Here is a 21,736-nt window from a genome sequence, read left to right on the forward strand (position 1 = left end):
CCACCACCGCCGTATGTTCCCCTCACCCTAACCCTCTCCCCGGAGGGGCGAGGGGATTGCTCAGTGCTCGCATTAATTTGTGGGGAACCCTCAGCCCTGTGGGAGAGGGCCGGGGTGAGGGCATCAGCCCGCACCAGACACCATTTACGCGTTTTTCAGCACTTCGCTGACAATCTCTACCGCTTCTTTCTCAATCTGCTGGCGGTGCTCAGCGCCGAGGAAGCTTTCGCAATAGATTTTATACGCATCTTCCGTACCGGATGGACGCGCGGCGAACCAGCCGTTTTCGGTCATCACCTTCAGGCCGCCGATGGATGCGCCGTTACCCGGTGCCGCCGTCAGACGCGCGGTGATCGGGTCACCTGCCAGGGTGCTTGCGCTGACCATCTCCGGAGAGAGTTTGGACAGAGCGGCTTTCTGAGCAGAGGTCGCGCCAGCCTGAATACGGTTATAGCTTGGCGCACCAAAGCGTGCTGCCAGGTCATTGTAATGTTCCTGCGGGTTCTTACCGGTAACCGCGGTGATTTCCGCCGCCAGCAGGCACATGATGATGCCGTCTTTATCGGTTGACCATGGGGTGCCGTCGAAGCGCAGGAAGGATGCCCCCGCGCTCTCTTCACCACCAAAGCCGAAGCTGCCGTCGTGCAGACCATCAACAAACCACTTGAAGCCCACCGGCACTTCCACCAGCTTGCGGCCCAGCGCATCGACCACACGGTCAATCATGGCAGAAGAGACCAGCGTTTTACCCACCGCAACCTCTTTGCCCCACTGCGGACGGTGCTGGAAGAGATAGTTAATCGCAACAGCCAGGTAGTGGTTCGGGTTCATCAGCCCAGCCGGGGTGACGATACCGTGACGGTCGTAGTCCGGGTCGTTGGCAAACGCCAGATCGAACTTGTCGCGCAGCGCCAGCAGGCCCGCCATCGCGCATTCGGAGGAGCAGTCCATACGGATCGCGCCGTCTTTGTCCAGGTGCATAAAGCGGAAGGTCTGATCGACGTGATCGTTCACGATGGTCAGATCCAGCTTGTAGTGCTCGGCAATGCGTTTCCAGTATTCAATACCGGAGCCGCCCAGCGGATCCACGCCCAGCTTCAGACCGGCTTTCTGGATAGCGGCCATATCGACGATATCCGCCAGCCCTTCCACGAACGGCTGCACCAGATCCTGCTCTTTCACGTGGCCGGACGCCATGGCTTCATCCAGCGAGATGCGCTTCACGCCGTTCAGACCGTTAGCCAATAACGCGTTGGCGCGATCTTCCACCACTTTCGTGACGTTGGTATCCGCCGGGCCACCGTTAGGTGGGTTGTACTTGATGCCGCCATCTTCCGGTGGGTTGTGGGACGGGGTGATCACAATACCGTCCGCCTGCGCGCCACCTTTTTTGTTGTGTACCAGAATAGCGTTAGAAACCGCAGGCGTTGGCGTGAAACCGTTGTTCTCCTGAACAATCACGTCTACGCCGTTTGCCGCCAGTACTTCCAGCACGGAGATAAAGGCAGGTTCAGACAGGGCGTGGGTATCTTTCCCAACATAGCACGGACCGGTGACGCCATTTTTGGCGCGCTCTTCCGCGATGGCCTGAGCAATGGCCAGAATGTGCGGTTCGTTAAAGCTATGGCGCGCCGCGCTGCCGCGGTGGCCAGATGTACCAAACTTCACTGCGTGTTCTGCGTTGCCCACCACCGGCTTCAGCACGTAGTACTGCGCGGTCAGTTGAGCGACGTTAATCAAATCGCGTTGTTGTGCAGGTTGTCCTGCACGGCTGTGATTTGCCATTGCCTGGTCCTTCTGATGCAAGGGTTAAATTGTACCGCAAACCTTTTCGATCAATTCCGCCGGGAACTGCATGGACTGCATGATATGTTCGATCATGCTGCACTTGCGGCCCGTATTGGTATTGGTGATCACCCAGTATGGCGTACCGGGAACATGTTTGGGTTTGGTTTGGTTGCCATTTTGCAGCAGGGTCTGCTCGTCACCTGCGAAGTAAACGCGCGTGCGACCGTGCAGCGACTCTGTCGCTTCTGCAAATGCGTTGTTATCCAGTGAGTAAAGTGTAGACAGCACCAGCATAAAGCGGTTAACCGCCTTTTTCTGCTCTGCATATTCATCGGACAGCAGCAGCTCGCGCATCGCGCGCACTTTGTCTTTTGCCGGCATGACGGCAGGTTTTACTTGTGCAACAACGCTCGGCTGAGACACAACATCTTTAGTGACAGGAGTGGGCTGTGAGGCGGCGGAAATTTTAAGCATGCGCCGTAAAATGTCGGACGCGCTCTCCCCAATATGCCGCGTCTGGCTGGCAATATACTGATAGAGTTCGTCATCAACTTCGATTGTTTTCATCTTAATCCAGTGCGATATCTTATCTGAATACAAGTCGTTGAGATTATAAGGTCTAATCCCAACAGCGGATAGCGTCAAACCAGGTTGGCGGCAAAAGTCAGATTAAACTGGATCCTTGCCCCCGGGCGGCAGAATGGTCAACATGATACCCTAACCTGACAAACCTAAAAAAAGAACTTTGCCATGAAATTGAATACCCGAGCGCAAACTGCACAATCGCCGAACAATAATTCTCCCATCGTACTGGTTCACGGCCTGTTTGGTAGTCTGGATAACCTGGGCGTGCTGGCGCGCGATTTAGTGACCGATCACGAGATCCTCCAGGTTGATATGCGCAATCACGGTCTTTCAGGACGCTCGGAGGAGATGACCTACGCAGCCATGGCGCAGGATCTGCGGGACACCCTCGATGCGAATAATATCCAGAAAGCGACGCTCATCGGGCATTCAATGGGCGGTAAAGCGGTGATGGCGCTTACAGCGCTGGCCCCTGAGCGAATTTCCGGTCTGGTGGTCATTGACGTTGCGCCCGTCAATTACGACGTTCGCCGTCACGATGAGATTTTCGCTGCGATCAATGCCGTGACAGAGTCAGGCGTCTCCACACGCCAGCAGGCGGCAGCCGTTATGCGCGAGCATCTCGATGAAGAAGGCGTGGTCCAGTTCCTGCTGAAATCCTTTGTTGACGGACAATGGCGCTTTAACGTCCCGGTACTGTGGGATCAGTATTCGCATATTGTGGGGTGGGAAAATGTCCCCGCCTGGCCGCACCCTACCCTCTTTATTCGCGGCGGCAACTCCCCTTACGTCACTGACGCGTACCGTGACACGCTGCTGGCGCAATTTCCGCAGGCTCGCGCTCACGTCATCGCCGGTGCCGGGCACTGGGTCCACGCGGAAAAACCGGATGCGGTCCTGCGCGCCATTCGCCGCTATCTTACTGATACAGCGAATTGATTAAAAAGCCAGCGACCGGAAGACGACGGGCTTCCAGTCGTTGGCGTGTGGATATGGGTGATGTATGATGGCGCGCTTATCGCCCGGGCATTAGCAGGGCGGCGTGTTTCCCCCGAAGTCTCAGAATCATGGCCAAAGAACAAACGGACCGTACGACACTAGATCTGTTCGCGAATGAGCGTCGACCGGGACGACCGAAAACGAATCCGCTTTCGCGCGATGAACAGCTGCGTATCAATAAACGCAACCAGCTTAAACGCGATAAAAATCGTGGGCTTAAGCGTGTCGAACTCAAGCTGAATGCCGATGCCGTCGATGCGCTTAACGAGTTAGCTGACGCGCGCAACATCAGCCGCAGCGAACTGATCGAAGAGATGCTGATCGCCCAGCTTGAGACGTTACGCGGCAAGGCGTGAGTCAGAAAATCCCCAATATTACCTTTTTCATGTAGCACAGAGTGCAGTCCTGCGTGATAGCTGTTTCCGCAGGGTTGCCTGTTCTGCTATTATTGCCCTTATCCGTGGACAATTTGCGCCACCATACCATTAAGTTTCAAGAGGTTATTTTACTCATGGCAATCATCGGCATTTTCTTTGGCAGTGATACCGGCAATACTGAAAATATCGCAAAAAACATTCAAAAACAGCTCGGTAAAGACGTTGCTGATGTGCATGACATCGCCAAGAGCAGCAAAGAAGATCTCGAGGGCTATGACATCCTGCTGCTGGGCATCCCGACCTGGTACTACGGTGAAGCACAGTGTGACTGGGACGATTTCTTCCCGACGCTGGAAGAAGTCGACTTCAACGGCAAGCTGGTTGCCCTGTTTGGCTGTGGCGATCAGGAAGACTACGCTGAGTATTTCTGTGATGCGCTGGGCACTATTCGCGACATCATTGAGCCGCGCGGTGCGGCGATCGTTGGTCACTGGCCAACAGCGGGTTACCACTTCGAAGCTTCCAAAGGTCTGGCAGATGACGATCACTTCGTTGGCCTTGCCATTGATGAAGACCGTCAGCCAGAGCTGACCGCAGAGCGTGTAGAAAAATGGGTTAAGCAGGTTCGTGAAGAGCTGAACCTGGACGATATCCTTAACGCCTGATATCCCTGCGGCGCAACTCCGGTTGCGCCCGTTGTCCAGGTAAAACCGATTAAATTAATTGCTACAAACTTTTAACTTTTTCGTCCAGACCTGTACAATATCCCCCTGGTAAAAAGTGGGTGCCATCGAACAAGTTTGTTGGTGATACCACGTTTTTATAAGCATACTTTGCTTGAGACTTGCAGTTTTCATTTAGCCATGGCAGTTCTATAATGAGACGCATTATCCCAAGTGCATTTTCTGTCACTTCTTCTTTTGAAGTGAATCGTTTAGCAACAGGACAGATTCCGCATGACTGACAACAATACCGCATTAAAGAAAGCTGGCCTGAAAGTAACGCTTCCTCGGTTAAAAATACTTGAAGTGCTTCAGGGGCCAGACAATCACCATGTCAGTGCGGAAGACCTTTATAAGCGTCTTATCGATATGGGTGAAGAGATTGGGCTGGCAACCGTCTATCGTGTGCTGAACCAGTTTGATGACGCGGGTATTGTTACTCGTCATAATTTCGAAGGCGGTAAATCCGTGTTCGAGCTGACTCAGCAACACCACCACGATCACCTGATCTGCCTCGACTGTGGCAAGGTCATTGAATTTAGCGATGATTCCATTGAATCACGCCAGCGTGAAATCGCCGCCCGTCATGGCATCCGCCTGACCAACCACAGCCTGTACCTGTACGGTCACTGTGCTGAAGGGGATTGCCGCGAAAATGAACATGCGCACGACGCAAAATAAGTCAGTGTTCATACTCTGAGCCAGCCGTGAGGTTGGCTTTTTTTTGCCTGGAAAAAGCCCGGTAAGCGCAGCGCCACCGGGCGTACAGCAACTTATTTATTGTTATTGCGAATCTCGTCCCAAATCTTATCGCAACGCTTCGCCACTTCCTGATCGTTACCGGTTTTACGCGCCTGAATACAGGCCTGGTAATCCATCACGCGAACGTTTTCCTGCGTGGCGAATTGCTCATGGGCTTTGTCTTTTTTTAGCTCGTTCAGCACGCTTTGACAGGCTTCAATCTTCTCAGGTGAACCTTGTGCGGTATTGATGCAAGCGCTATACGCCTCTTTCAGACGGGAGTCTTCTTTCGGCGCCTGATCCTGCGCGCACGCCACCAGCCCGAATGCCAGCAGCGCAACGATTACCCTTTTTTTCATCATGTTCAGTCTCCATAACGGCGGGACACAGCCCGCCGCAGCATTCATCAGAAGATGGTAAATGGCGCAATGACCATGAATTTCACGTCGCGCTCATCCTGGAAGATGTTGCCGTAACCGCCCGCGTAGCTCGGGATATCGGAGTGGTTGTCATACTGGGTGAAGTGCAGTTTGAACATCGTGCCTTTCGCACGGCCCTCCTGCAGGGTATAAATCGCATCCAGACTGTATGAAGACTCTTTCAGACGGTAGTTCGGATCGTAGTAGGCGTCTGGCGTAGCCATATCCGCTGGCTTCGCGTCCCAGGCGTACGCGTAGGACGCACCCACTGCCCAGCCAGGCAGGTTCCAGTTCTTCAGGTCATACATTGCGCCGAAGAAGACTGCCTTTTCACCGTCGGCGTTGAAGTCAGAGCGATTATCCCACCAGATATCCAGACGACCATTGGAAGAGGCGTAGGTTGGCGTCATACGTTGCAGGAAGTAGCCCTGCTGCCCTTCTGCCTTGACCCATGTACCCTCCAGACGCAAATCAACCTGACCCACCTTGTAGCCGAAGGTCAGCGCCTGTAACCACGCGGTGCCGTCATAAATATCATTTACGCTGCCATCGCTGACCTTGTCGCGCGTACCGTAGAACTGATAGCTGGTGCTCAGCGGGCTACCTGCGATATCAAATTTGTAGCTGGCTTTAGCAAAGTACTGATCGATATAGCCTTCAGCCTGACCAAAAGCCGCTTCCAGCACCAGATCGTTTTTGAAGTCGTACTTCGCCCCCAGCGAGTGGAGATAATCAACTTTGGTTTTTTTATCGTTTTGATAGAACTTGTCCATCTCAATGTGCCACGGCGCTTTGTACTCGTTGGTCCACATATAGGAGAAGCTCAACGCCCCCGCATCGCCGTAGTCAAAATTAGCACCGGCTTCCGCGCCCTGATAGGTACCTGGCATAAAGCTCCAGTGCGGCGCTAACAGCGTCTGACCGGTTGGCTGGATATAACCACCACGCGCCCAGACCGGGCCATATTTGAATTTTGCAGCCGCTTTATACAGGCTGATTCCGCTTTTATCGCCGGACCAGTCTTCGTCGTAAGCTTTATTGCTGGAGGAGAACGCAATTTCGTTCGGATGGCCGCTGTCGCCATTTTCGGCCATTTCAATTGCGGTGAACGCTGCAATATCGATCCCGAACATATCGGCGGCATATCCCGACTGGAAATCCAGGTTGGCGTTCCAGGTCGAGTGAGAAAGGTTAGTTTTGTATTTATCTTCAGTGACGTCTTTACGGTCACGCTCACGTTGCCAGTAATAAATACCGCCCGTAAGGGTGGAATCTTCAATGAAACCTGCTGCTTTTGCCTCTGGCGCAACCACCAGGCCCGACATTGCTGTCACACCGGCGATAGCCAGCGCCAGCGCACTACGTTTGCCACTGAACGTACGCATAGATTATTCCTCTTTGACGAATTAAAACGCCTTAAACGGCGAAAAACAGAAAAGACCAAATGGTCAGGGGTAGTCAGAAATACCCTCGAATTAACTACCGTCTTTAGGTTATTTTTCGCGACGCGAATTATCAATGCTTTTAATCAGGCAAAAGTCAGGATTATGACGAAGAGCACATATTTCGTAGTGCTTTGTAACATTTACCGTGAAGCGAGTACTGGCGGGGGAATATGCTAATTTTCAGTAAGTAACATTGAGATTGAGAATATATTTTTCAGCGTTTTTGTTTTTGAAAAACAACGAACTTTTTTTAAATAAAATAAGTAGCACCACATTGACCTGGAATGTTGGCTTTAAAAGATTATCCCGATGCTTAACGACATGATCGTTAAATAAAAAAACGCCGCATTACGCGGCGTTTGTTTCTCATTGACCAGAGCAGCGTTATTATTCGCCGATCTTAGTCCAGGTATCACGCAGACCCACGGTACGGTTAAATACCGGTTTTTCTGCCGTGCTGTAACGGCTGTCCAGGCAGAAATAACCCTCACGTTCGAACTGGAACGCTTTACCGGCTTCAGCGGCTTTCAGAGACGGCTCGGCATACCCCTGCTTGATAATCAGAGACTCAGGGTTAATAACCGCCAGGAAGTCTTCCGCTGCGCCTGGGTTAGGCACGCTGAACAGACGGTCGTAGAGACGGATCTCAACCGGCAGCGCATGCTGCGCGCTCACCCAGTGGATTACGCCTTTCACTTTACGGCCATCCGCCGGATCTTTGCTCAGCGTCTCTGCGTCGTACGTACAGAAGATGGTCGTGATGTTACCTTCCGCATCTTTCTCTACGCGCTCGGCTTTGATTACATAGGCGTTACGCAGACGTACTTCTTTGCCCAGCACCAGACGCTTGTACTGCTTGTTCGCTTCTTCGCGGAAGTCGGCACGATCGATCCAGATTTCACCGCTGAACGGCACGTCGCGGGTGCCCATTTCCGGTTTGTTCGGATGATTAGGCATAGAGACCAGTTCGCTCCCGCCCTGCGGATAGTTTTCGATAACCAGTTTCACTGGATCGATCACCGCCATCGCGCGCGGCGCGTTTTCGTTCAGGTCTTCACGAATGCAGGATTCCAGAGACGCCATTTCGATGGTGTTGTCCTGCTTGGTGACGCCGATACGTTTGCAGAACTCACGAATGGAGGCGGAGGTGTAGCCACGACGACGCAGGCCAGAGATGGTCGGCATACGTGGGTCGTCCCAGCCTTCAACGTGCTTGTCAGTGACCAGCAGGTTCAGCTTACGCTTGGACATCACGGTGTATTCCAGGTTCAGACGAGAGAACTCGTACTGACGCGGATGCACAGGAATGGTGATGTTATCCAGCACCCAGTCGTACAGACGACGGTTGTCCTGGAATTCCAGCGTGCACAGAGAGTGCGTAATGCCTTCCAGCGCATCGCTGATGCAGTGGGTGAAGTCGTACATCGGGTAGATGCACCACTTGTTACCGGTCTGGTGGTGTTCTGCGAACTTAATGCGGTACAGCACCGGATCGCGCATCACGATGAACGGAGACGCCATATCGATTTTGGCACGCAGACACGCTTTACCTTCTTCAAAGCCACCGGCACGCATTTTTTCAAACAGCGCCAGGTTCTCTTCCACGCTACGATCGCGGAACGGACTGTTCTTACCGGGCTGAGTCAGCGTACCGCGGTATTCACGGATTTCGTCAGCAGAGAGCTCGTCGACGTATGCCAGACCCTTGTTAATCAGTTCAACCGCATAGGCATACAGCTGATCGAAATAGTCTGAGGAGTAGCAGATATCGCCAGACCAGTTGAAGCCCAGCCATTGCACGTCGTTTTTAATCGACTCAACGTATTCGATGTCTTCTTTTACTGGGTTGGTGTCATCGAAACGCAGGTTGCACTGCCCCTGGTAGTCTTGCGCAATACCAAAGTTCAGGCAGATCGATTTGGCGTGACCAATGTGCAGGTAGCCATTTGGCTCCGGCGGGAAACGCGTGTGGACTGTGGTGTGCTTACCACTGGCCAGATCTTCATCGATGATCTGACGAATAAAGTTACTCGGGCGGGCTTCTGCCTCACTCATCGTGGATTCCTCAAAGCGTAAACAACGTATAACGGCATATGATCTTATAAGCCGGACGTAGTGACAACCCTTAAAACGTCCCGGAAGAAAATAATGGGGGCAATTGCTGCAAAAAAAAGCGGCGGAGGATATCCCCCGCCGCTAAAGGCATAACTCTACTCAGGAGCGATTACTTGCCTTTAATCTCATACAGTGGCGTTTGGCCTGCAACTACCTGCCCCTGCGCCTGGATCACCAGACCGCTGAAGTCGTCGATGTTACTGCACACTACCGGGCTTATCATGGAGCGCGCGTTGGCGTTCAGGAACTCCAGATCCATTTCCAGAATCGGCTGGCCTGCCGCCACTTCAGCGCCCTCTTCCACCAGGCGAGTAAAGCCCTGACCGTTCAGCGCAACGGTATCGATACCCATATGGACAACGATCTCCGCGCCTTTTTCCGTTTCCAGGCAGAACGCGTGGTTGGTGTTGAAGATTTTCACGATAGTACCGGCTGCCGGAGAGACCACGGTTTTGTCCGTTGGTTTCACCGCCACGCCATCACCGACCGCTTTGCTGGCGAACGCTTCGTCAGGCACCTGCTCAAGCGCAACAACGTCACCTGTCACCGGAGAAACCAGCGCAGCGATGGTCACCGCATTTGGCACAGCCTGCGGTTTTGCAACCGGCGCGTCAGCTACTGGCGCGTTATCCGTTGAGGCGGCAGCGACCGGCCCACGGGCAACCACTTTTTTCATTTCATCGCCGATAGATTCGGCTTTCGCACCCACGATAACCTGGATGGTTTGTTTGTTCAGCTTCACCACACCAGACGCACCAAGGCGTTTGCACATTGCATCGCTCACGCGCGCGGAGTCGCCCACGGTCAGACGCAGACGGGTAATACAGGCATCGATCGCTTTCAGGTTGTCGGTGCCACCCACAGCGGCAATATAGCTGGTTGCCAGCTGGGTTAAACCCTCTTCGGTATTGCTGTTGGCTTCACTGGTCACAACATCATCTTTCGTATCTTCGCGGCCCGGCGTCTTCAGGTTAAACATACGAATAACTGCGCTGAACAGAACGAAGTAGATAACGAAGAAGATCAGGCCCATCACCACCAGCATCCAGACGTTGCTGCTTGCCGCTGGCAGGTTGTACATCAACACATAGTCGATAGCGCCTGCGGAGAAGGAGAAGCCTGCATGGATACCCAGAAGGGTGGCAACGAACAGGCTGATACCGGTCAGGATCGCGTGCATCAGATACAGCAGCGGAGCCAGGAACATGAACAGGAATTCCAGTGGCTCGGTCACGCCGGTCAGGAAGGCGGTGATCGCAACGGACAGCAGCATCCCGCCAACCATTGGGCGACGCGCTTTCGGCGCAGCCAGGTACATTGCCAGCGCGGCGCCAGGCAGACCAAACATCATGATTGGGAAGAAGCCGGACATGAACATGCCCGCGGTGCCGTCGCCTGCGTAGAAGCGGTTGATATCACCGTGGAATACCGCGCCAGCCGCGTTGGTGAACTCACCAATCTGGAACCAGGCGATGGTGTTCAGTACCTGATGCAGACCGGTTGGGATCAGCAGACGGTTAATGAAACCGAAGATGCCCGCGCCCATTGCGCCCGCAGACACGATCCACTCGCCACCCGCATGGATAGCATGCTGAACCGGTGGCCAAACGTAGCCAAAGATGGCGGCGAGGATCAGACAGAAAAAGCCCGTCGCAATCGGCACAAAACGTTTACCGCCGAAGAAGCTCAGGAAGTCAGGCAGTTTGATACCCGCCCAGCGGTTGTACACGGCGCCACCGACCAGACCGGTAATGATACCCGCCAGTACACCCATGTTGATTTCCGGGTTGATGGTTACCATCGCTTTCGTGAGGATGAAGTAACCTACCGCCCCTGCCAGTGCCGCTGCACCGGCGCTGTCTTTTGACCAGCTTGACGCCACGCCGATGGCGAAAATCAGCGCAAGGTTGTCAAAAATGGCGCCGCCTGCCTGGGCAATAAACGGCACATTAAGAAGATCGGGTTGCCCGAATCGCAGCAGCAATGCTGCAACCGGTAGCACGGCGATAGGGAGCTGCAAAGCCCTACCGAGGCGCTGGAAAAAACCTAAAATATTCATCCTATTCCCCCTACGAGACCCTTTGTTAAGACTCGCGCATAAACTATGTTTTTATTGTGTCACGAACGATAGATACTGTTGATGATTCACTGGCAGTGTGAGTGTGTGAAAAATTAATTCGTATCGCAAATTAAACACCTATTTTTTGTGATTATTGTCACCAAATATCGTATTAAACCCTCCCTTTCACTGGCTAACCACGAAAACTTATTTTATCATTCAAAAAATCAAGACGGATTGATCCGGCCTGAAAGGTTCCAGGTTACGCTTAGTTCAGGTTGCACTAATCATCCGCCCACTTTTACTTAAACTTTAGAGGTGAATAATGAGACTGATTCCCCTGGCAACAGCTGAACAAGTCGGAAAATGGGCTGCTCGTCATATCGTTAACCGCATCAACGCGTTCAAACCAACAGCCGATCGTCCTTTCGTACTCGGTCTTCCAACCGGTGGTACTCCCCTGACCGCGTATAAGGCTTTGGTTGAAATGCACAAAGCGGGCCAGGTTAGCTTTAAACATGTTGTGACCTTCAACATGGACGAATATGTCGGCCTGCCAAAGGAACATCCGGAAAGTTACCACAGCTTTATGCACCGTAATTTCTTCGATCACGTTGATATTCCGGCTGAAAACATTAACCTGCTGAATGGAAACGCGCCTGATATTGACGCAGAATGCCGTCAGTATGAAGAAAAAATCCGTTCTTACGGTAAAATCCACCTGTTTATGGGCGGCGTAGGCAACGATGGTCATATCGCGTTCAACGAACCGGCATCTTCACTGGCTTCCCGTACCCGTATTAAAACGTTGACCCATGACACGCGTGTGGCTAACTCCCGCTTCTTTGACGGCGACGTCAATCAGGTGCCTAAATACGCGCTGACCGTGGGTGTGGGTACACTGCTGGATGCCGAAGAAGTGATGATTCTGGTGCTGGGCGCAGTGAAAGCGCAAGCGCTTCAGGCTGCCGTTGAAGGCAACGTGAACCATATGTGGACGATCAGCTGCTTACAGTTGCATCCAAAAGCGGTTGTCGTGTGTGACGAACCGTCCACCATGGAGCTGAAAGTGAAAACGCTGAAATACTTCAACGAGCTGGAAGCTGAGAACATTAAAGGTCTGTAATTGAATAACCGCCTCTTTTATCAGGGGCGGTCGCTTTTTTAACCGGGGGTCGATATGTACGCTTTAACCCACGGTCGGATTTATACCGGCCATGAAATTCTGGATGACCATGCGATTGTAATCGCCAATGGCCTGATTGAACGTGTTTGCCCGCTGGCGGAACTGCCGCCGGAGATCGAACAACGTTCCCTCAATGGAGCAGTAATCTCCCCCGGTTTCATCGACGTACAGCTTAACGGCTGCGGCGGTGTCCAGTTTAACGATACCGCAGAGGCGGTAACGGTTGAAACGCTGGAAATCATGCAAAAAGCCAACGAGAAATCGGGCTGCACCAGCTATCTGCCAACACTGATTACCAGCAGCGATGACCTGATGAAACAGGGTATCCGCGTCATGCGCGAATACCTGGCAAAACATCCGAATCAGGCGCTGGGTCTGCACCTGGAAGGACCATGGCTGAATATGGTCAAGAAAGGCACCCATAACCCGAACTACGTGCGCAAACCGGATGCCGAGCTGGTGGATTACATGTGCGCCAATGCCGATGTGATCACTAAAGTGACGCTGGCACCGGAAATGACCGGCACGGACGTTATCAGCAAACTGGCCGCCGCCGGGATTGTGGTATCTGCGGGCCATTCGAACGCGACGCTGAAAGAGGCGAAGGCCGGTTTCCGCGCAGGTATTACATTTGCCACACACCTTTATAACGCGATGCCGTATATTACCGGTCGCGAACCGGGACTGGTTGGCGCAATTCTGGATGAACCAGACGTCTACTGCGGCATTATCGCCGACGGCTTGCATGTCGATTACACCAACATCCGCAACGCCAAGCGCCTTAAAGGCGACAAGCTCTGCCTGGTCACGGATGCTACCGCTCCGGCAGGAGCGAATATTGACCAGTTCATTTTTGCTGGTAAAACAATATACTACCGGAATGGACTGTGTGTGGATGAGAACGGCACGCTGAGCGGTTCTTCTCTGACGATGATCGAAGGGGTACGTAACCTCGTTGAACATTGCGGCATTGCGCTTGAGGAAGTGCTGCGCATGGCCACGCTTTATCCGGCGCGCGCTATTGGCGTCGATAAACAGCTCGGCGGTATTGCGCCAGGTATGGTTGCAAACCTGACGGCGTTCACACACGATTATAAAATTATTAAGACCATCGTTAATGGTAACGAGGTCGTCACTGAGTAAGTAAAAGTATGACACCAGGCGGACAAGCTCAAATCGGTAATGTCGATCTCGTTAAACAACTTAACAGCGCGGCAGTTTATCGCCTGATTGACCAGCACGGGCCAATCTCACGCATTCAGATAGCCGAACAAAGCCAGCTTGCTCCCGCCAGCGTGACAAAAATTACACGTCAGCTTATTGAGCGCGGCCTGATCAAAGAAGTGGATCAGCAGGCCTCCACCGGCGGCCGCCGCGCGATTTCCATCGTCACTGAAACCCGCAATTTTCAGGCCATTGGCGTTCGCTTAGGCCGTCATGACACCACGCTTACGCTCTACGATCTGAGCAGCAAGGCCATTGCCGAAGAGCATTACCCCCTTCCTGAGCGCACGCAGGAGACGCTCGAACACGCGTTACTGAATACCATCGCGCAGTTTATCGAAAGCTGTCAGCGCAAGATCCGTGAACTCATCGCCATCTCGGTGATTTTACCCGGTCTGGTTGACCCGGAAAGCGGCGTTATTCGCTACATGCCGCATATTAAAGTAGAGAACTGGGGGCTGGTTGAGGCGCTGGAAAAACGCTTCAAGCTGACCTGCTTTGTTGGTCACGATATCCGCTCGCTGGCGCTGGCGGAGCACTACTTTGGTGCGAGCCAGGACTGCGAAGACTCTATTCTGGTGCGCGTTCACCGTGGTACAGGTGCGGGTATCATCTCGAATGGCCGCATTTTTATTGGTCGTAACGGTAACGTAGGCGAGATCGGTCATATCCAGGTGGAACCGCTTGGCGAGCGCTGCCACTGCGGTAACTTTGGCTGTCTTGAAACCGTTGCCGCCAATGCCGCCATTGAACATCGCGTCCGCCACCTGCTGGAGCAGGGTTATCAGAGCCGCGTCACGCTGGGCGACTGTAAGATCGGTGCCATCTGCAAAGCGGCAAACAAAGGCGATGCGCTGGCCTGCGAAGTGATCGAACAGGTAGGACGCCACCTGGGTAAGACTATCGCCATTGCCATCAACCTGTTTAATCCGCAAAAAGTGGTGATTGCCGGCGAGATCGTTGAAGCCGAAAAAGTATTACTGCCTGCCATTGAAGGCTGCATCAATACCCAGGCGCTGAAGGCATTTCGCCAGAATTTGCCGGTGGTGCGATCTACGCTCGATCACCGCTCGGCAATTGGCGCATTCGCCCTGGTAAAACGTGCCATGCTCAACGGGATCCTGCTGCAACATTTGCTGGAATCCTGATCGGACCTTATAGTAACGCCTTCTTTTTTTGATGTCGGATTGTCCATGACCATTAAGAATGTAATTTGTGATATCGACGGCGTGCTGATGCACGACAACGTTGCCGTGCCAGGTGCTGCGGAGTTTCTTCACCACATCATCGACAAAGGAATGCCACTGGTTCTTCTCACGAACTACCCTTCACAGACTGGTCAGGATCTGGCAAATCGCTTTGCTACCGCGGGCGTCAATGTCCCGGACAGCGTGTTTTATACCTCTGCGATGGCGACCGCGGATTTCCTGAAGCGTCAGGAAGGCAAAAAAGCCTACGTGGTTGGCGAAGGCGCGCTGATCCACGAGCTGTATAAAGCGGGCTTCACCATCACCGACGTGAATCCGGACTTTGTCATCGTGGGCGAAACGCGCTCCTTTAACTGGGAGATGATGCATAAAGCAGCCTACTTTGTCGCCAATGGTGCACGTTTTATCGCCACTAACCCGGATACGCATGGTCGTGGTTTTTATCCCGCCTGCGGTGCGCTGTGCGCCGGTATCGAAAAAATCTCAGGCCGTAAGCCGTTTGTAGTCGGCAAACCGAGCCCGTGGATCATCCGCGCTGCACTGAATACGATGCAGGCACACTCAGAAGAAACCGTCATTGTTGGCGACAACCTGCGCACCGATATTTTGGCCGGCTTCCAGGCCGGGCTTGAAACCATCCTGGTGCTTTCTGGCGTTTCACAGCTTGATGACATTGATACGATGCCGTTCCGGCCAAGCTGGATTTACCCCTCTGTCGACGAAATCGACGTTATTTGATTCAGAACCACGCCTCAGGGCGTGGTTTTTCATTTCTGCTGCCTGAAAATATCACTTCATCTAACGAAATCAGCTCTTCATTGAGAAATCATCAATAGAATGGCTTAATGCATACTCTTTTTTTAAGATTCGGCAATTGCCATTGCACTTTTTACGTTTTCATCGGTAAAACGCTTGCGCCCCCTCCCCTTTTTGCGGCATTTTCATAAGCAAGCAACATCACAACGCAACAGGGTTAACGGAGAAGGTTATGTGTTCTATTTTTGGCGTACTGGATATTAAAACTGACGCGGGCGAACTGCGTAAAAAAGCACTCGAATTGTCCCGCCTGATGCGCCATCGCGGTCCGGACTGGTCAGGCGTTTACGCCAGCGATAAAGCGATTCTGGCTCACGAACGTCTTTCCATTGTTGATGTCAACGCTGGCGCACAGCCGCTGTATAACGAGAAAAAAACGCACGCGCTTGCTGTTAACGGTGAAATTTACAACCATCAGGCGCTGCGCGCTGAGTACGGCGATCGCTACGCGTTTCAGACCGGCTCAGACTGCGAAGTGATCCTGGCGCTGTATCAGGAGAAAGGCCCGGAGTTCCTCGACGACCTGCAAGGTATGTTCGCCTTCGCGCTGTACGACAGCGAAAAAGACGCTTACCTGATTGGCCGCGACCATATTGGTATTATCCCGCTGTACATGGGACACGATGAACACGGTAACTTCTACGTTGCCTCAGAGATGAAAGCCCTGGTACCGGTGTGCCGCACCATCAAAGAGTTCCCGGCAGGTAGCTACCTGTGGAGTAAAGACGGCGAGATCCGCCCGTACTACCAGCGCGACTGGTTTGATTATGAGGCGGTGAAAGACAACGTGACGGACAAAGCCGAACTGCGTCAGGCACTAGAGGAGTCAGTGAAAAGCCACCTGATGTCAGACGTACCCTACGGCGTACTGCTCTCCGGCGGTCTGGACTCCTCCGTGATCTCCGCGATCACCAAGAAATTCGCCGCACGTCGCGTGGAAGATCAGGAGCGCTCTGAAGCCTGGTGGCCGCAGCTGCACTCCTTTGCCGTGGGTCTGGAAGGGGCACCTGACCTGAAAGCCGCCCAGGAAGTGGCGAACCATCTCGGCACGGTGCACCATGAAATTCACTTCACCGTACAGGAAGGTCTGGATGCGATCCGCGATGTGATCTATCACATTGAAACCTATGATGTGACCACCATTCGCGCCTCCACGCCGATGTATTTGATGTCGCGGAAGATCAAAGCGATGGGCATCAAGATGGTGCTCTCCGGCGAAGGTTCTGACGAAGTGTTTGGCGGTTATCTCTATTTCCACAAAGCACCGAACGCCAAAGAGCTGCATGAAGAAACGGTGCGTAAGCTACAGGCGCTGCACATGTTTGACTGCGCGCGCGCCAACAAAGCGATGTCCGCCTGGGGTGTGGAAGCCCGCGTGCCGTTCCTCGATAAGAAATTCCTCGATGTGGCGATGCGCATCAACCCGCAGGACAAAATGTGCGGCAACGGCAAAATGGAGAAACATATCCTGCGTGAATGTTTTGAATCCTACCTGCCGGCGAGCGTGGCGTGGCGTCAGAAAGAGCAGTTCTCCGATGGCGTGGGTTACAGCTGGATCGACACCCTGAAAGAGGTGGCGGCAAAACAGGTTTCTGATCAACAACTGGAAACTGCGAGCTTCCGCTTCCCGTACAACACGCCAGCCTCGAAAGAAGCGTATTTGTACCGTGAGATCTTTGAGGAGCTGTTCCCGGTTCCAAGTGCAGCCGAGTGCGTACCGGGTGGTCCATCGGTCGCCTGCTCTTCTGCTAAAGCCATTGAATGGGATGAATCCTTCAAAGCCATGAACGATCCGTCAGGACGCGCAGTGGGCGTTCACCAGTCTGCCTATAAATAATGTTCAGAGTATCATCAGGCCCTCCGGGGCCTGATTTTTTTGCCTCTCTTTTCCCCGCATAAAATCGATTAATAACCAATAATTGTCGAATATTCGGCCTCGCTGTTCGCAACCTAACCAAACAGTCACATTCCGGCTATTTTCATTGAAAAAGGTGTTGACGCTGCAAGGGTCTATACGCATAATGCGCCCCGCAACGCCGATAAGGTAACGCGAAAAAAAGATGGCTACGTAGCTCAGTTGGTTAGAGCACATCACTCATAATGATGGGGTCACAGGTTCGAATCCCGTCGTAGCCACCATCTTTTTTGCGGGAGTGGCGAAATTGGTAGACGCACCAGATTTAGGTTCTGGCGCCGCAAGGTGTGCGAGTTCAAGTCTCGCCTCCCGCACCATTCCCAGGTAAGCGTTGCACGGATGGGGTATCGCCAAGCGGTAAGGCACCGGTTTTTGATACCGGCATTCCCTGGTTCGAATCCAGGTACCCCAGCCATATTTCTTCGATCATGCGGTTCTCCGCGGTATTGGGGTATCGCCAAGCGGTAAGGCACCGGTTTTTGATACCGGCATTCCCTGGTTCGAATCCAGGTACCCCAGCCATCGAAGATTGCAGTACTGGCTACGTAGCTCAGTTGGTTAGAGCACATCACTCATAATGATGGGGTCACAGGTTCGAATCCCGTCGTAGCCACCATATTTATGTTATCGAATACGATTCGGTAAACTGAACATTGTTGGGGTATCGCCAAGCGGTAAGGCACCGGATTCTGATTCCGGCATTCCGAGGTTCGAATCCTCGTACCCCAGCCACTTTAAAGTCGTTAAGCAGTTTGTTTAACGCAATTGGGGTGTCGCCAAGCGGTAAGGCTCTGGTTTCTGATACCAGCATTCCGGGGTTCGAATCCCTGCACCCCAGCCACTTAAAACAAACAAGCCCGCTCTGCGGGCTTTTTTGTTTTTGTTGCTCAGAATAGTGCGGCCTGATGCCCTCACCCTGCCCCTCTCCCACAGGGCTGAGGGATCCCCAGTAATTTTTTTATGCAGAAGCAATAAAGTTGCTTTCTAAATGACTGAGGGCTGTCAGCGATGCCCTGGTCCGGCTGTAAATCGCTGAGGCGTTTCCTGCAGGCCAGGGCGAGGCGCAGGGATGCGCCGAGAGGGCGGCTTTACAGGGACGTTGCCTCCGCCCGTACCCGATAAGCCGGAAGGAATAAGCCGAGGGCACCGCGAAGCGGCGATTTACCGCCGGGAGCCCGGGTCGCCAGGGTGGTGGCGACTGAGCCACCCTGGCACGTTCACCGGTCATGTCGTTACAGAGTAGCAAGGAACATAAAGTGAACGGAATGACCACCACCGCCGTATGTTCCCCTCACCCTAACCCTCTCCCCGGAGGGGCGAGGGGATTGCTCAGTGCTCGCATTAATTTGTGGGGAACCCTCAGCCCACGGGGAGAGGGAATAAAGATTAGAGTCCGAGGGCGTATTTCAGTGCCTGACGCTTCAGACCACCGGCGCGCTCCGCCGCCATCAGTCCGATATTGCGCAATATCCGCACCGGACCCACGTCATTGCTGAACCCGGCATAGAACAGATCCATCCCCGACTGCATAATGAAGTTATCCGCCATACGGCGCGTCTGGTAGCGCTTCAGTACCTGATGGCTGGCCCAGGCTTCCGCGTGGGCGCGAGCGTTACCCAGCACATCCAGTAACGCATCGACGTCACGGTATCCCAGGTTAACCCCCTGCCCCGCCAGCGGATGAATGGTGTGCGCCGCGTCTCCCACCAGGACCAGCCCTTCACGGGCATACTGCAACGCATGGCGTCGCATCAGCGGGAATGCGCCAGCGGCAACCGGGGTCACGTTACCCAGACGGCGCGGGAAGTGCTGCCGGATTTCGCGCTGCAACTGATCCATGGACAGCCCCTGCAACTGTCGAATGCGCGCCGGCTTGTCGTACCACACCAGCGAAGCCCAGTTATCAAACAACGGTAAGAATGCATGCGGGCCGTTCGGCGTAAAATGCTGCCAGGTGCTTTCGCCCGGCGCGTTTTCTGACTGCACGGTGATCAGCATGCAGGACTGGTGATACTGCCAGGCATGGATCCCAATGCCTGCCATCTGCCTGACCTGCGAGTTCGCGCCATCCGCCCCCACTAACAGCTTCACGGCCAGCTCATCGTCGTTATCCAGCGTCAGGAGATATCCACCTTCATGACGATGCAGGGCTTTCAGCGAGTCCGGAACGCGCAGCGTCACCTTCGGGTGCGCCTCCAGCGCCTGCCAGAGTGCCTGCTGGAGCACGTTGTTTTCCACCATATAGCCCAGGCGCGGCAGTTTCAGCTCGGCGGCGTCAAACGAGACGTGAGCATTTTCCCACTCCCAGGTTTCAAGACGGCTGTAAGGGTGCGCGCGCATCGCCAGCACCGCCTCCCAGACGCCCAGCCCGCGAAGCAGATCAACAGAGGACGCGCTGATGGCGGAAATACGCACGTCCGGTTGGCTGGAAGGATCGAATACCGGCGGAGCCGCCTGTTCAATAACGGTTACGTCAAATCCCTGCTGCGCCAGCCCCAGCGCCAGTGCGCCGCCGACCATACCGCCGCCAACAACGGCAACTTCGGTGTTCAGGAGTGTCATGGTCACTATTCCTTATTGGAGAATACCTTAAGTTTACCGGATTTTTGCGGCCCTGAGGTTGACAACCTTCATACTGGTCACAACCGCACCAAAGCATTACAATACGCGGCTTGCAATCCTGAGCTGAGCAAGTCGATGACTAAAAAACTCCATATAAAAACCTGGGGCTGTCAGATGAACGAATACGATTCATCGAAGATGGCCGATCTGCTGGATACCACCCACGGATACCAGCTGACTGAAAATGCGAAAGAAGCCGATGTGCTGCTGCTGAACACCTGTTCAATTCGTGAAAAAGCACAGGAAAAAGTCTTTCATGTGTTAGGCCGCTGGAAGCTTCTCAAACGGAAAAATCCGGACCTGATCATTGGCGTGGGTGGCTGCGTCGCATCGCAGGAAGGTAAGCTGATCCGCCAGAGAGCCCCCTATGTGGATATCGTTTTTGGCCCTCAGACCCTGCACCGCCTGCCAGAGATGATTAATCAGGTTCGCGGCAGCCGTAGCCCGGTGGTTGACGTGAGTTTCCCGGAGATCGAGAAATTTGACCGTCTGCCAGAGCCGCGCGCTGATGGCCCGACCGCCTTCGTCTCCATCATGGAAGGCTGCAACAAATACTGTACTTACTGCGTGGTACCTTACACCCGCGGTGAAGAAGTGAGCCGCCCGGCAGACGATATCCTGTTTGAAATCGCGCAGCTTGCCGCGCAGGGCGTTCGCGAAGTGAACCTGCTGGGCCAGAATGTGAACGCCTGGCGCGGGGAAAACTACGACGGCACCACTGGCAGCTTTGCTGAACTGCTGCGTCTGGTGGCGGCGATTGACGGCATTGACCGCATTCGCTTTACCACCAGCCATCCGATGGAATTTACCGACGACATTATTGACGTCTATCGCGATACGCCAGAGCTGGTGAGCTTCCTGCACCTGCCGATCCAGTGCGGCTCTGACCGAGTGCTGAACCTGATGGGTCGTCCACATACGGTGCTGGAGTATAAGTCCACCATCCGCAAGCTGCGTGAAGCGCGCCCGGATATCCAGATTAGCTCCGACTTTATCGTCGGCTTCCCTGGCGAAACCGCTGATGACTTCGAGCGCACCATGAAGCTCATCGGCGAGGTGAATTTCGACGTCAGCTACAGCTTCATCTTCTCTGCGCGCCCGGGCACCCCTGCGGCCGATATGGTTGACGATGTGCCGGAAGAAGAGAAAAAGCAGCGTCTGTATATTCTACAGGAGCGTATCAACCAGCAGGCCAACGCCTGGAGTCGTCGTATGCTCGGCACTGTCCAGCGTATTCTGGTGGAAGGCACTTCCCGTAAGAGCATCATGGAACTGTCTGGTCGAACCGAAAATAACCGCGTGGTGAATTTTGAAGGCACCCCGGACATGATTGGTAAGTTTGTGGACGTCGAGATTGTCGAAGTGCTCACGAACTCGCTGCGCGGGAAGGTGGTACGCACTGAGGACGAAATGGGTCTGCGTATTGCACAGACTCCGGAATCCGTTATCTCTCGCACCCGTAAAGTCAACGATTCTGGCGTAGGTATTTACCAGCCCTGATCCCTCTGGCCTGCC

The 21,736-nt window shown here is 53.8% G+C and carries 17 protein-coding genes and 7 tRNA genes; 17 read left to right on the forward strand and 7 right to left on the reverse strand.

Features of this window, described 5'->3' with window-relative positions:
• Positions 1-144: 144 nt before the first annotated feature.
• The gene (pgm, locus tag ACOTXC_RS20700) at positions 145-1,785 is read right to left on the reverse strand and encodes a phosphoglucomutase (alpha-D-glucose-1,6-bisphosphate-dependent) (protein ID WP_023305695.1); all 1,641 of its coding nucleotides are present in this window, start codon (positions 1,783-1,785) and stop codon (positions 145-147) included.
• Positions 1,786-1,809: 24 nt separating this feature from the next.
• Positions 1,810-2,355 carry a replication initiation negative regulator SeqA gene (seqA, locus tag ACOTXC_RS20705; RefSeq protein WP_003858650.1) on the reverse strand — a complete coding sequence of 182 codons (546 nt, stop codon included), beginning with the start codon at positions 2,353-2,355 and terminating at the stop codon, positions 1,810-1,812.
• Positions 2,356-2,538: 183 nt separating this feature from the next.
• On the opposite strand from seqA, the gene ybfF reads away from it, so the two are divergent.
• The 4 genes from ybfF to fur all read left to right on the forward strand — a co-directional run bounded on the left by ybfF (position 2,539) and on the right by fur (position 5,152).
• Entirely contained in the window at positions 2,539-3,312 is a 774-nt protein-coding gene (ybfF, locus tag ACOTXC_RS20710) for an esterase (protein ID WP_022647446.1), read from the forward strand.
• Between the two features lie 128 nt (positions 3,313-3,440).
• Positions 3,441-3,728, forward strand: coding sequence for a LexA regulated protein (gene ybfE, locus ACOTXC_RS20715; RefSeq protein WP_003858652.1), 288 nt, complete (start codon positions 3,441-3,443; stop codon positions 3,726-3,728).
• A gap of 155 nt (positions 3,729-3,883) precedes the next feature.
• On the forward strand, positions 3,884-4,414 hold the full coding sequence (gene fldA, locus ACOTXC_RS20720; RefSeq protein WP_003858653.1) for a flavodoxin FldA: 531 nt from the start codon (positions 3,884-3,886) through the stop codon (positions 4,412-4,414).
• Between the two features lie 291 nt (positions 4,415-4,705).
• Entirely contained in the window at positions 4,706-5,152 is a 447-nt protein-coding gene (gene fur / locus ACOTXC_RS20725) for a ferric iron uptake transcriptional regulator (RefSeq protein ID WP_003858655.1), read from the forward strand.
• A 92-nt stretch (positions 5,153-5,244) separates the two neighbouring features.
• On the opposite strand, the gene chiQ is transcribed toward fur, so the two are convergent.
• The 4 genes from chiQ to nagE form a co-directional block, all read right to left on the reverse strand.
• Positions 5,245-5,571, reverse strand: a complete 327-nt coding sequence (gene chiQ, locus ACOTXC_RS20730) for a ChiQ/YbfN family lipoprotein (protein WP_023299602.1) — start codon at positions 5,569-5,571, stop codon at positions 5,245-5,247.
• 47 nt (positions 5,572-5,618) lie between these two features.
• The gene (chiP, locus tag ACOTXC_RS20735) at positions 5,619-7,016 is read right to left on the reverse strand and encodes a chitoporin ChiP (RefSeq protein ID WP_017694280.1); all 1,398 of its coding nucleotides are present in this window, start codon (positions 7,014-7,016) and stop codon (positions 5,619-5,621) included.
• Between the two features lie 447 nt (positions 7,017-7,463).
• Positions 7,464-9,131, reverse strand: a complete 1,668-nt coding sequence (gene glnS, locus ACOTXC_RS20740; protein WP_015571127.1) for a glutamine--tRNA ligase — start codon at positions 9,129-9,131, stop codon at positions 7,464-7,466.
• A gap of 169 nt (positions 9,132-9,300) precedes the next feature.
• Positions 9,301-11,250, reverse strand: coding sequence for a PTS N-acetyl glucosamine transporter subunit IIABC (nagE, locus tag ACOTXC_RS20745; RefSeq protein WP_022647444.1), 1,950 nt, complete (start codon positions 11,248-11,250; stop codon positions 9,301-9,303).
• A 325-nt stretch (positions 11,251-11,575) separates the two neighbouring features.
• On the opposite strand from nagE, the gene nagB reads away from it, so the two are divergent.
• From nagB to ACOTXC_RS20805, 12 genes are all read left to right on the forward strand, one after another.
• Complete coding sequence (nagB, locus tag ACOTXC_RS20750; protein ID WP_003858663.1) at positions 11,576-12,376, forward strand: glucosamine-6-phosphate deaminase; 801 nt, start codon at positions 11,576-11,578, stop codon at positions 12,374-12,376.
• Between the two features lie 54 nt (positions 12,377-12,430).
• Positions 12,431-13,579: an N-acetylglucosamine-6-phosphate deacetylase gene (nagA, locus tag ACOTXC_RS20755; RefSeq protein WP_003858664.1), complete on the forward strand. Its 1,149-nt coding sequence runs from the start codon at positions 12,431-12,433 to the stop codon at positions 13,577-13,579.
• An 8-nt stretch (positions 13,580-13,587) separates the two neighbouring features.
• Positions 13,588-14,808, forward strand: a complete 1,221-nt coding sequence (gene nagC, locus ACOTXC_RS20760) for a DNA-binding transcriptional regulator NagC (protein ID WP_022647442.1) — start codon at positions 13,588-13,590, stop codon at positions 14,806-14,808.
• 45 nt (positions 14,809-14,853) lie between these two features.
• Entirely contained in the window at positions 14,854-15,606 is a 753-nt protein-coding gene (nagD, locus tag ACOTXC_RS20765) for a ribonucleotide monophosphatase NagD (protein WP_126490799.1), read from the forward strand.
• A 250-nt stretch (positions 15,607-15,856) separates the two neighbouring features.
• On the forward strand, positions 15,857-17,521 hold the full coding sequence (asnB, locus tag ACOTXC_RS20770) for an asparagine synthase B (RefSeq protein WP_015571128.1): 1,665 nt from the start codon (positions 15,857-15,859) through the stop codon (positions 17,519-17,521).
• A gap of 225 nt (positions 17,522-17,746) precedes the next feature.
• Positions 17,747-17,823: transfer RNA gene (locus ACOTXC_RS20775), tRNA-Met, on the forward strand.
• Positions 17,824-17,831: 8 nt separating this feature from the next.
• Positions 17,832-17,916, forward strand: a tRNA-Leu gene (locus ACOTXC_RS20780).
• Between the two features lie 23 nt (positions 17,917-17,939).
• A tRNA-Gln gene (locus ACOTXC_RS20785) sits at positions 17,940-18,014 on the forward strand.
• A 32-nt stretch (positions 18,015-18,046) separates the two neighbouring features.
• A tRNA-Gln gene (locus ACOTXC_RS20790) sits at positions 18,047-18,121 on the forward strand.
• A gap of 17 nt (positions 18,122-18,138) precedes the next feature.
• Positions 18,139-18,215: transfer RNA gene (locus ACOTXC_RS20795), tRNA-Met, on the forward strand.
• A gap of 41 nt (positions 18,216-18,256) precedes the next feature.
• Positions 18,257-18,331, forward strand: a tRNA-Gln gene (locus ACOTXC_RS20800).
• Positions 18,332-18,365: 34 nt separating this feature from the next.
• Positions 18,366-18,440, forward strand: a tRNA-Gln gene (locus ACOTXC_RS20805).
• Positions 18,441-18,985: 545 nt separating this feature from the next.
• Here the strand turns inward: ACOTXC_RS20805 and ubiF are convergent.
• On the reverse strand, positions 18,986-20,161 hold the full coding sequence (ubiF, locus tag ACOTXC_RS20810; protein WP_421767943.1) for a 3-demethoxyubiquinol 3-hydroxylase: 1,176 nt from the start codon (positions 20,159-20,161) through the stop codon (positions 18,986-18,988).
• 135 nt (positions 20,162-20,296) lie between these two features.
• On the opposite strand from ubiF, the gene miaB reads away from it, so the two are divergent.
• Positions 20,297-21,721: a tRNA (N6-isopentenyl adenosine(37)-C2)-methylthiotransferase MiaB gene (gene miaB / locus ACOTXC_RS20815; protein WP_003858672.1), complete on the forward strand. Its 1,425-nt coding sequence runs from the start codon at positions 20,297-20,299 to the stop codon at positions 21,719-21,721.
• The last annotated feature ends 15 nt before the right edge of the window (positions 21,722-21,736 follow it).

This window comes from Enterobacter cloacae complex sp. IR5428, from assembly GCF_049238585.1.
Taxonomy (GTDB): Bacteria; Pseudomonadota; Gammaproteobacteria; order Enterobacterales; family Enterobacteriaceae; genus Enterobacter; species Enterobacter intestinihominis.

Excerpts from the sequence above, each read along its gene's own strand:
- pgm (WP_023305695.1), bottom strand. The coding sequence starts at position 1,785 with ATGGCAAATCACAGCCGTGCAGGACAACCTGCACAACAACGCGATTTG.
- seqA (WP_003858650.1), bottom strand. The coding sequence starts at position 2,355 with ATGAAAACAATCGAAGTTGATGACGAACTCTATCAGTATATTGCCAGC.
- ybfF (WP_022647446.1), top strand. The coding sequence starts at position 2,539 with ATGAAATTGAATACCCGAGCGCAAACTGCACAATCGCCGAACAATAAT.
- ybfE (WP_003858652.1), top strand. The coding sequence starts at position 3,441 with ATGGCCAAAGAACAAACGGACCGTACGACACTAGATCTGTTCGCGAAT.
- fldA (WP_003858653.1), top strand. The coding sequence starts at position 3,884 with ATGGCAATCATCGGCATTTTCTTTGGCAGTGATACCGGCAATACTGAA.
- fur (WP_003858655.1), top strand. The coding sequence starts at position 4,706 with ATGACTGACAACAATACCGCATTAAAGAAAGCTGGCCTGAAAGTAACG.
- chiQ (WP_023299602.1), bottom strand. The coding sequence starts at position 5,571 with ATGAAAAAAAGGGTAATCGTTGCGCTGCTGGCATTCGGGCTGGTGGCG.
- chiP (WP_017694280.1), bottom strand. The coding sequence starts at position 7,016 with ATGCGTACGTTCAGTGGCAAACGTAGTGCGCTGGCGCTGGCTATCGCC.
- glnS (WP_015571127.1), bottom strand. The coding sequence starts at position 9,131 with ATGAGTGAGGCAGAAGCCCGCCCGAGTAACTTTATTCGTCAGATCATC.
- nagE (WP_022647444.1), bottom strand. The coding sequence starts at position 11,250 with ATGAATATTTTAGGTTTTTTCCAGCGCCTCGGTAGGGCTTTGCAGCTC.
- nagB (WP_003858663.1), top strand. The coding sequence starts at position 11,576 with ATGAGACTGATTCCCCTGGCAACAGCTGAACAAGTCGGAAAATGGGCT.
- nagA (WP_003858664.1), top strand. The coding sequence starts at position 12,431 with ATGTACGCTTTAACCCACGGTCGGATTTATACCGGCCATGAAATTCTG.
- nagC (WP_022647442.1), top strand. The coding sequence starts at position 13,588 with ATGACACCAGGCGGACAAGCTCAAATCGGTAATGTCGATCTCGTTAAA.
- nagD (WP_126490799.1), top strand. The coding sequence starts at position 14,854 with ATGACCATTAAGAATGTAATTTGTGATATCGACGGCGTGCTGATGCAC.
- asnB (WP_015571128.1), top strand. The coding sequence starts at position 15,857 with ATGTGTTCTATTTTTGGCGTACTGGATATTAAAACTGACGCGGGCGAA.
- ubiF (WP_421767943.1), bottom strand. The coding sequence starts at position 20,161 with ATGACACTCCTGAACACCGAAGTTGCCGTTGTTGGCGGCGGTATGGTC.
- miaB (WP_003858672.1), top strand. The coding sequence starts at position 20,297 with ATGACTAAAAAACTCCATATAAAAACCTGGGGCTGTCAGATGAACGAA.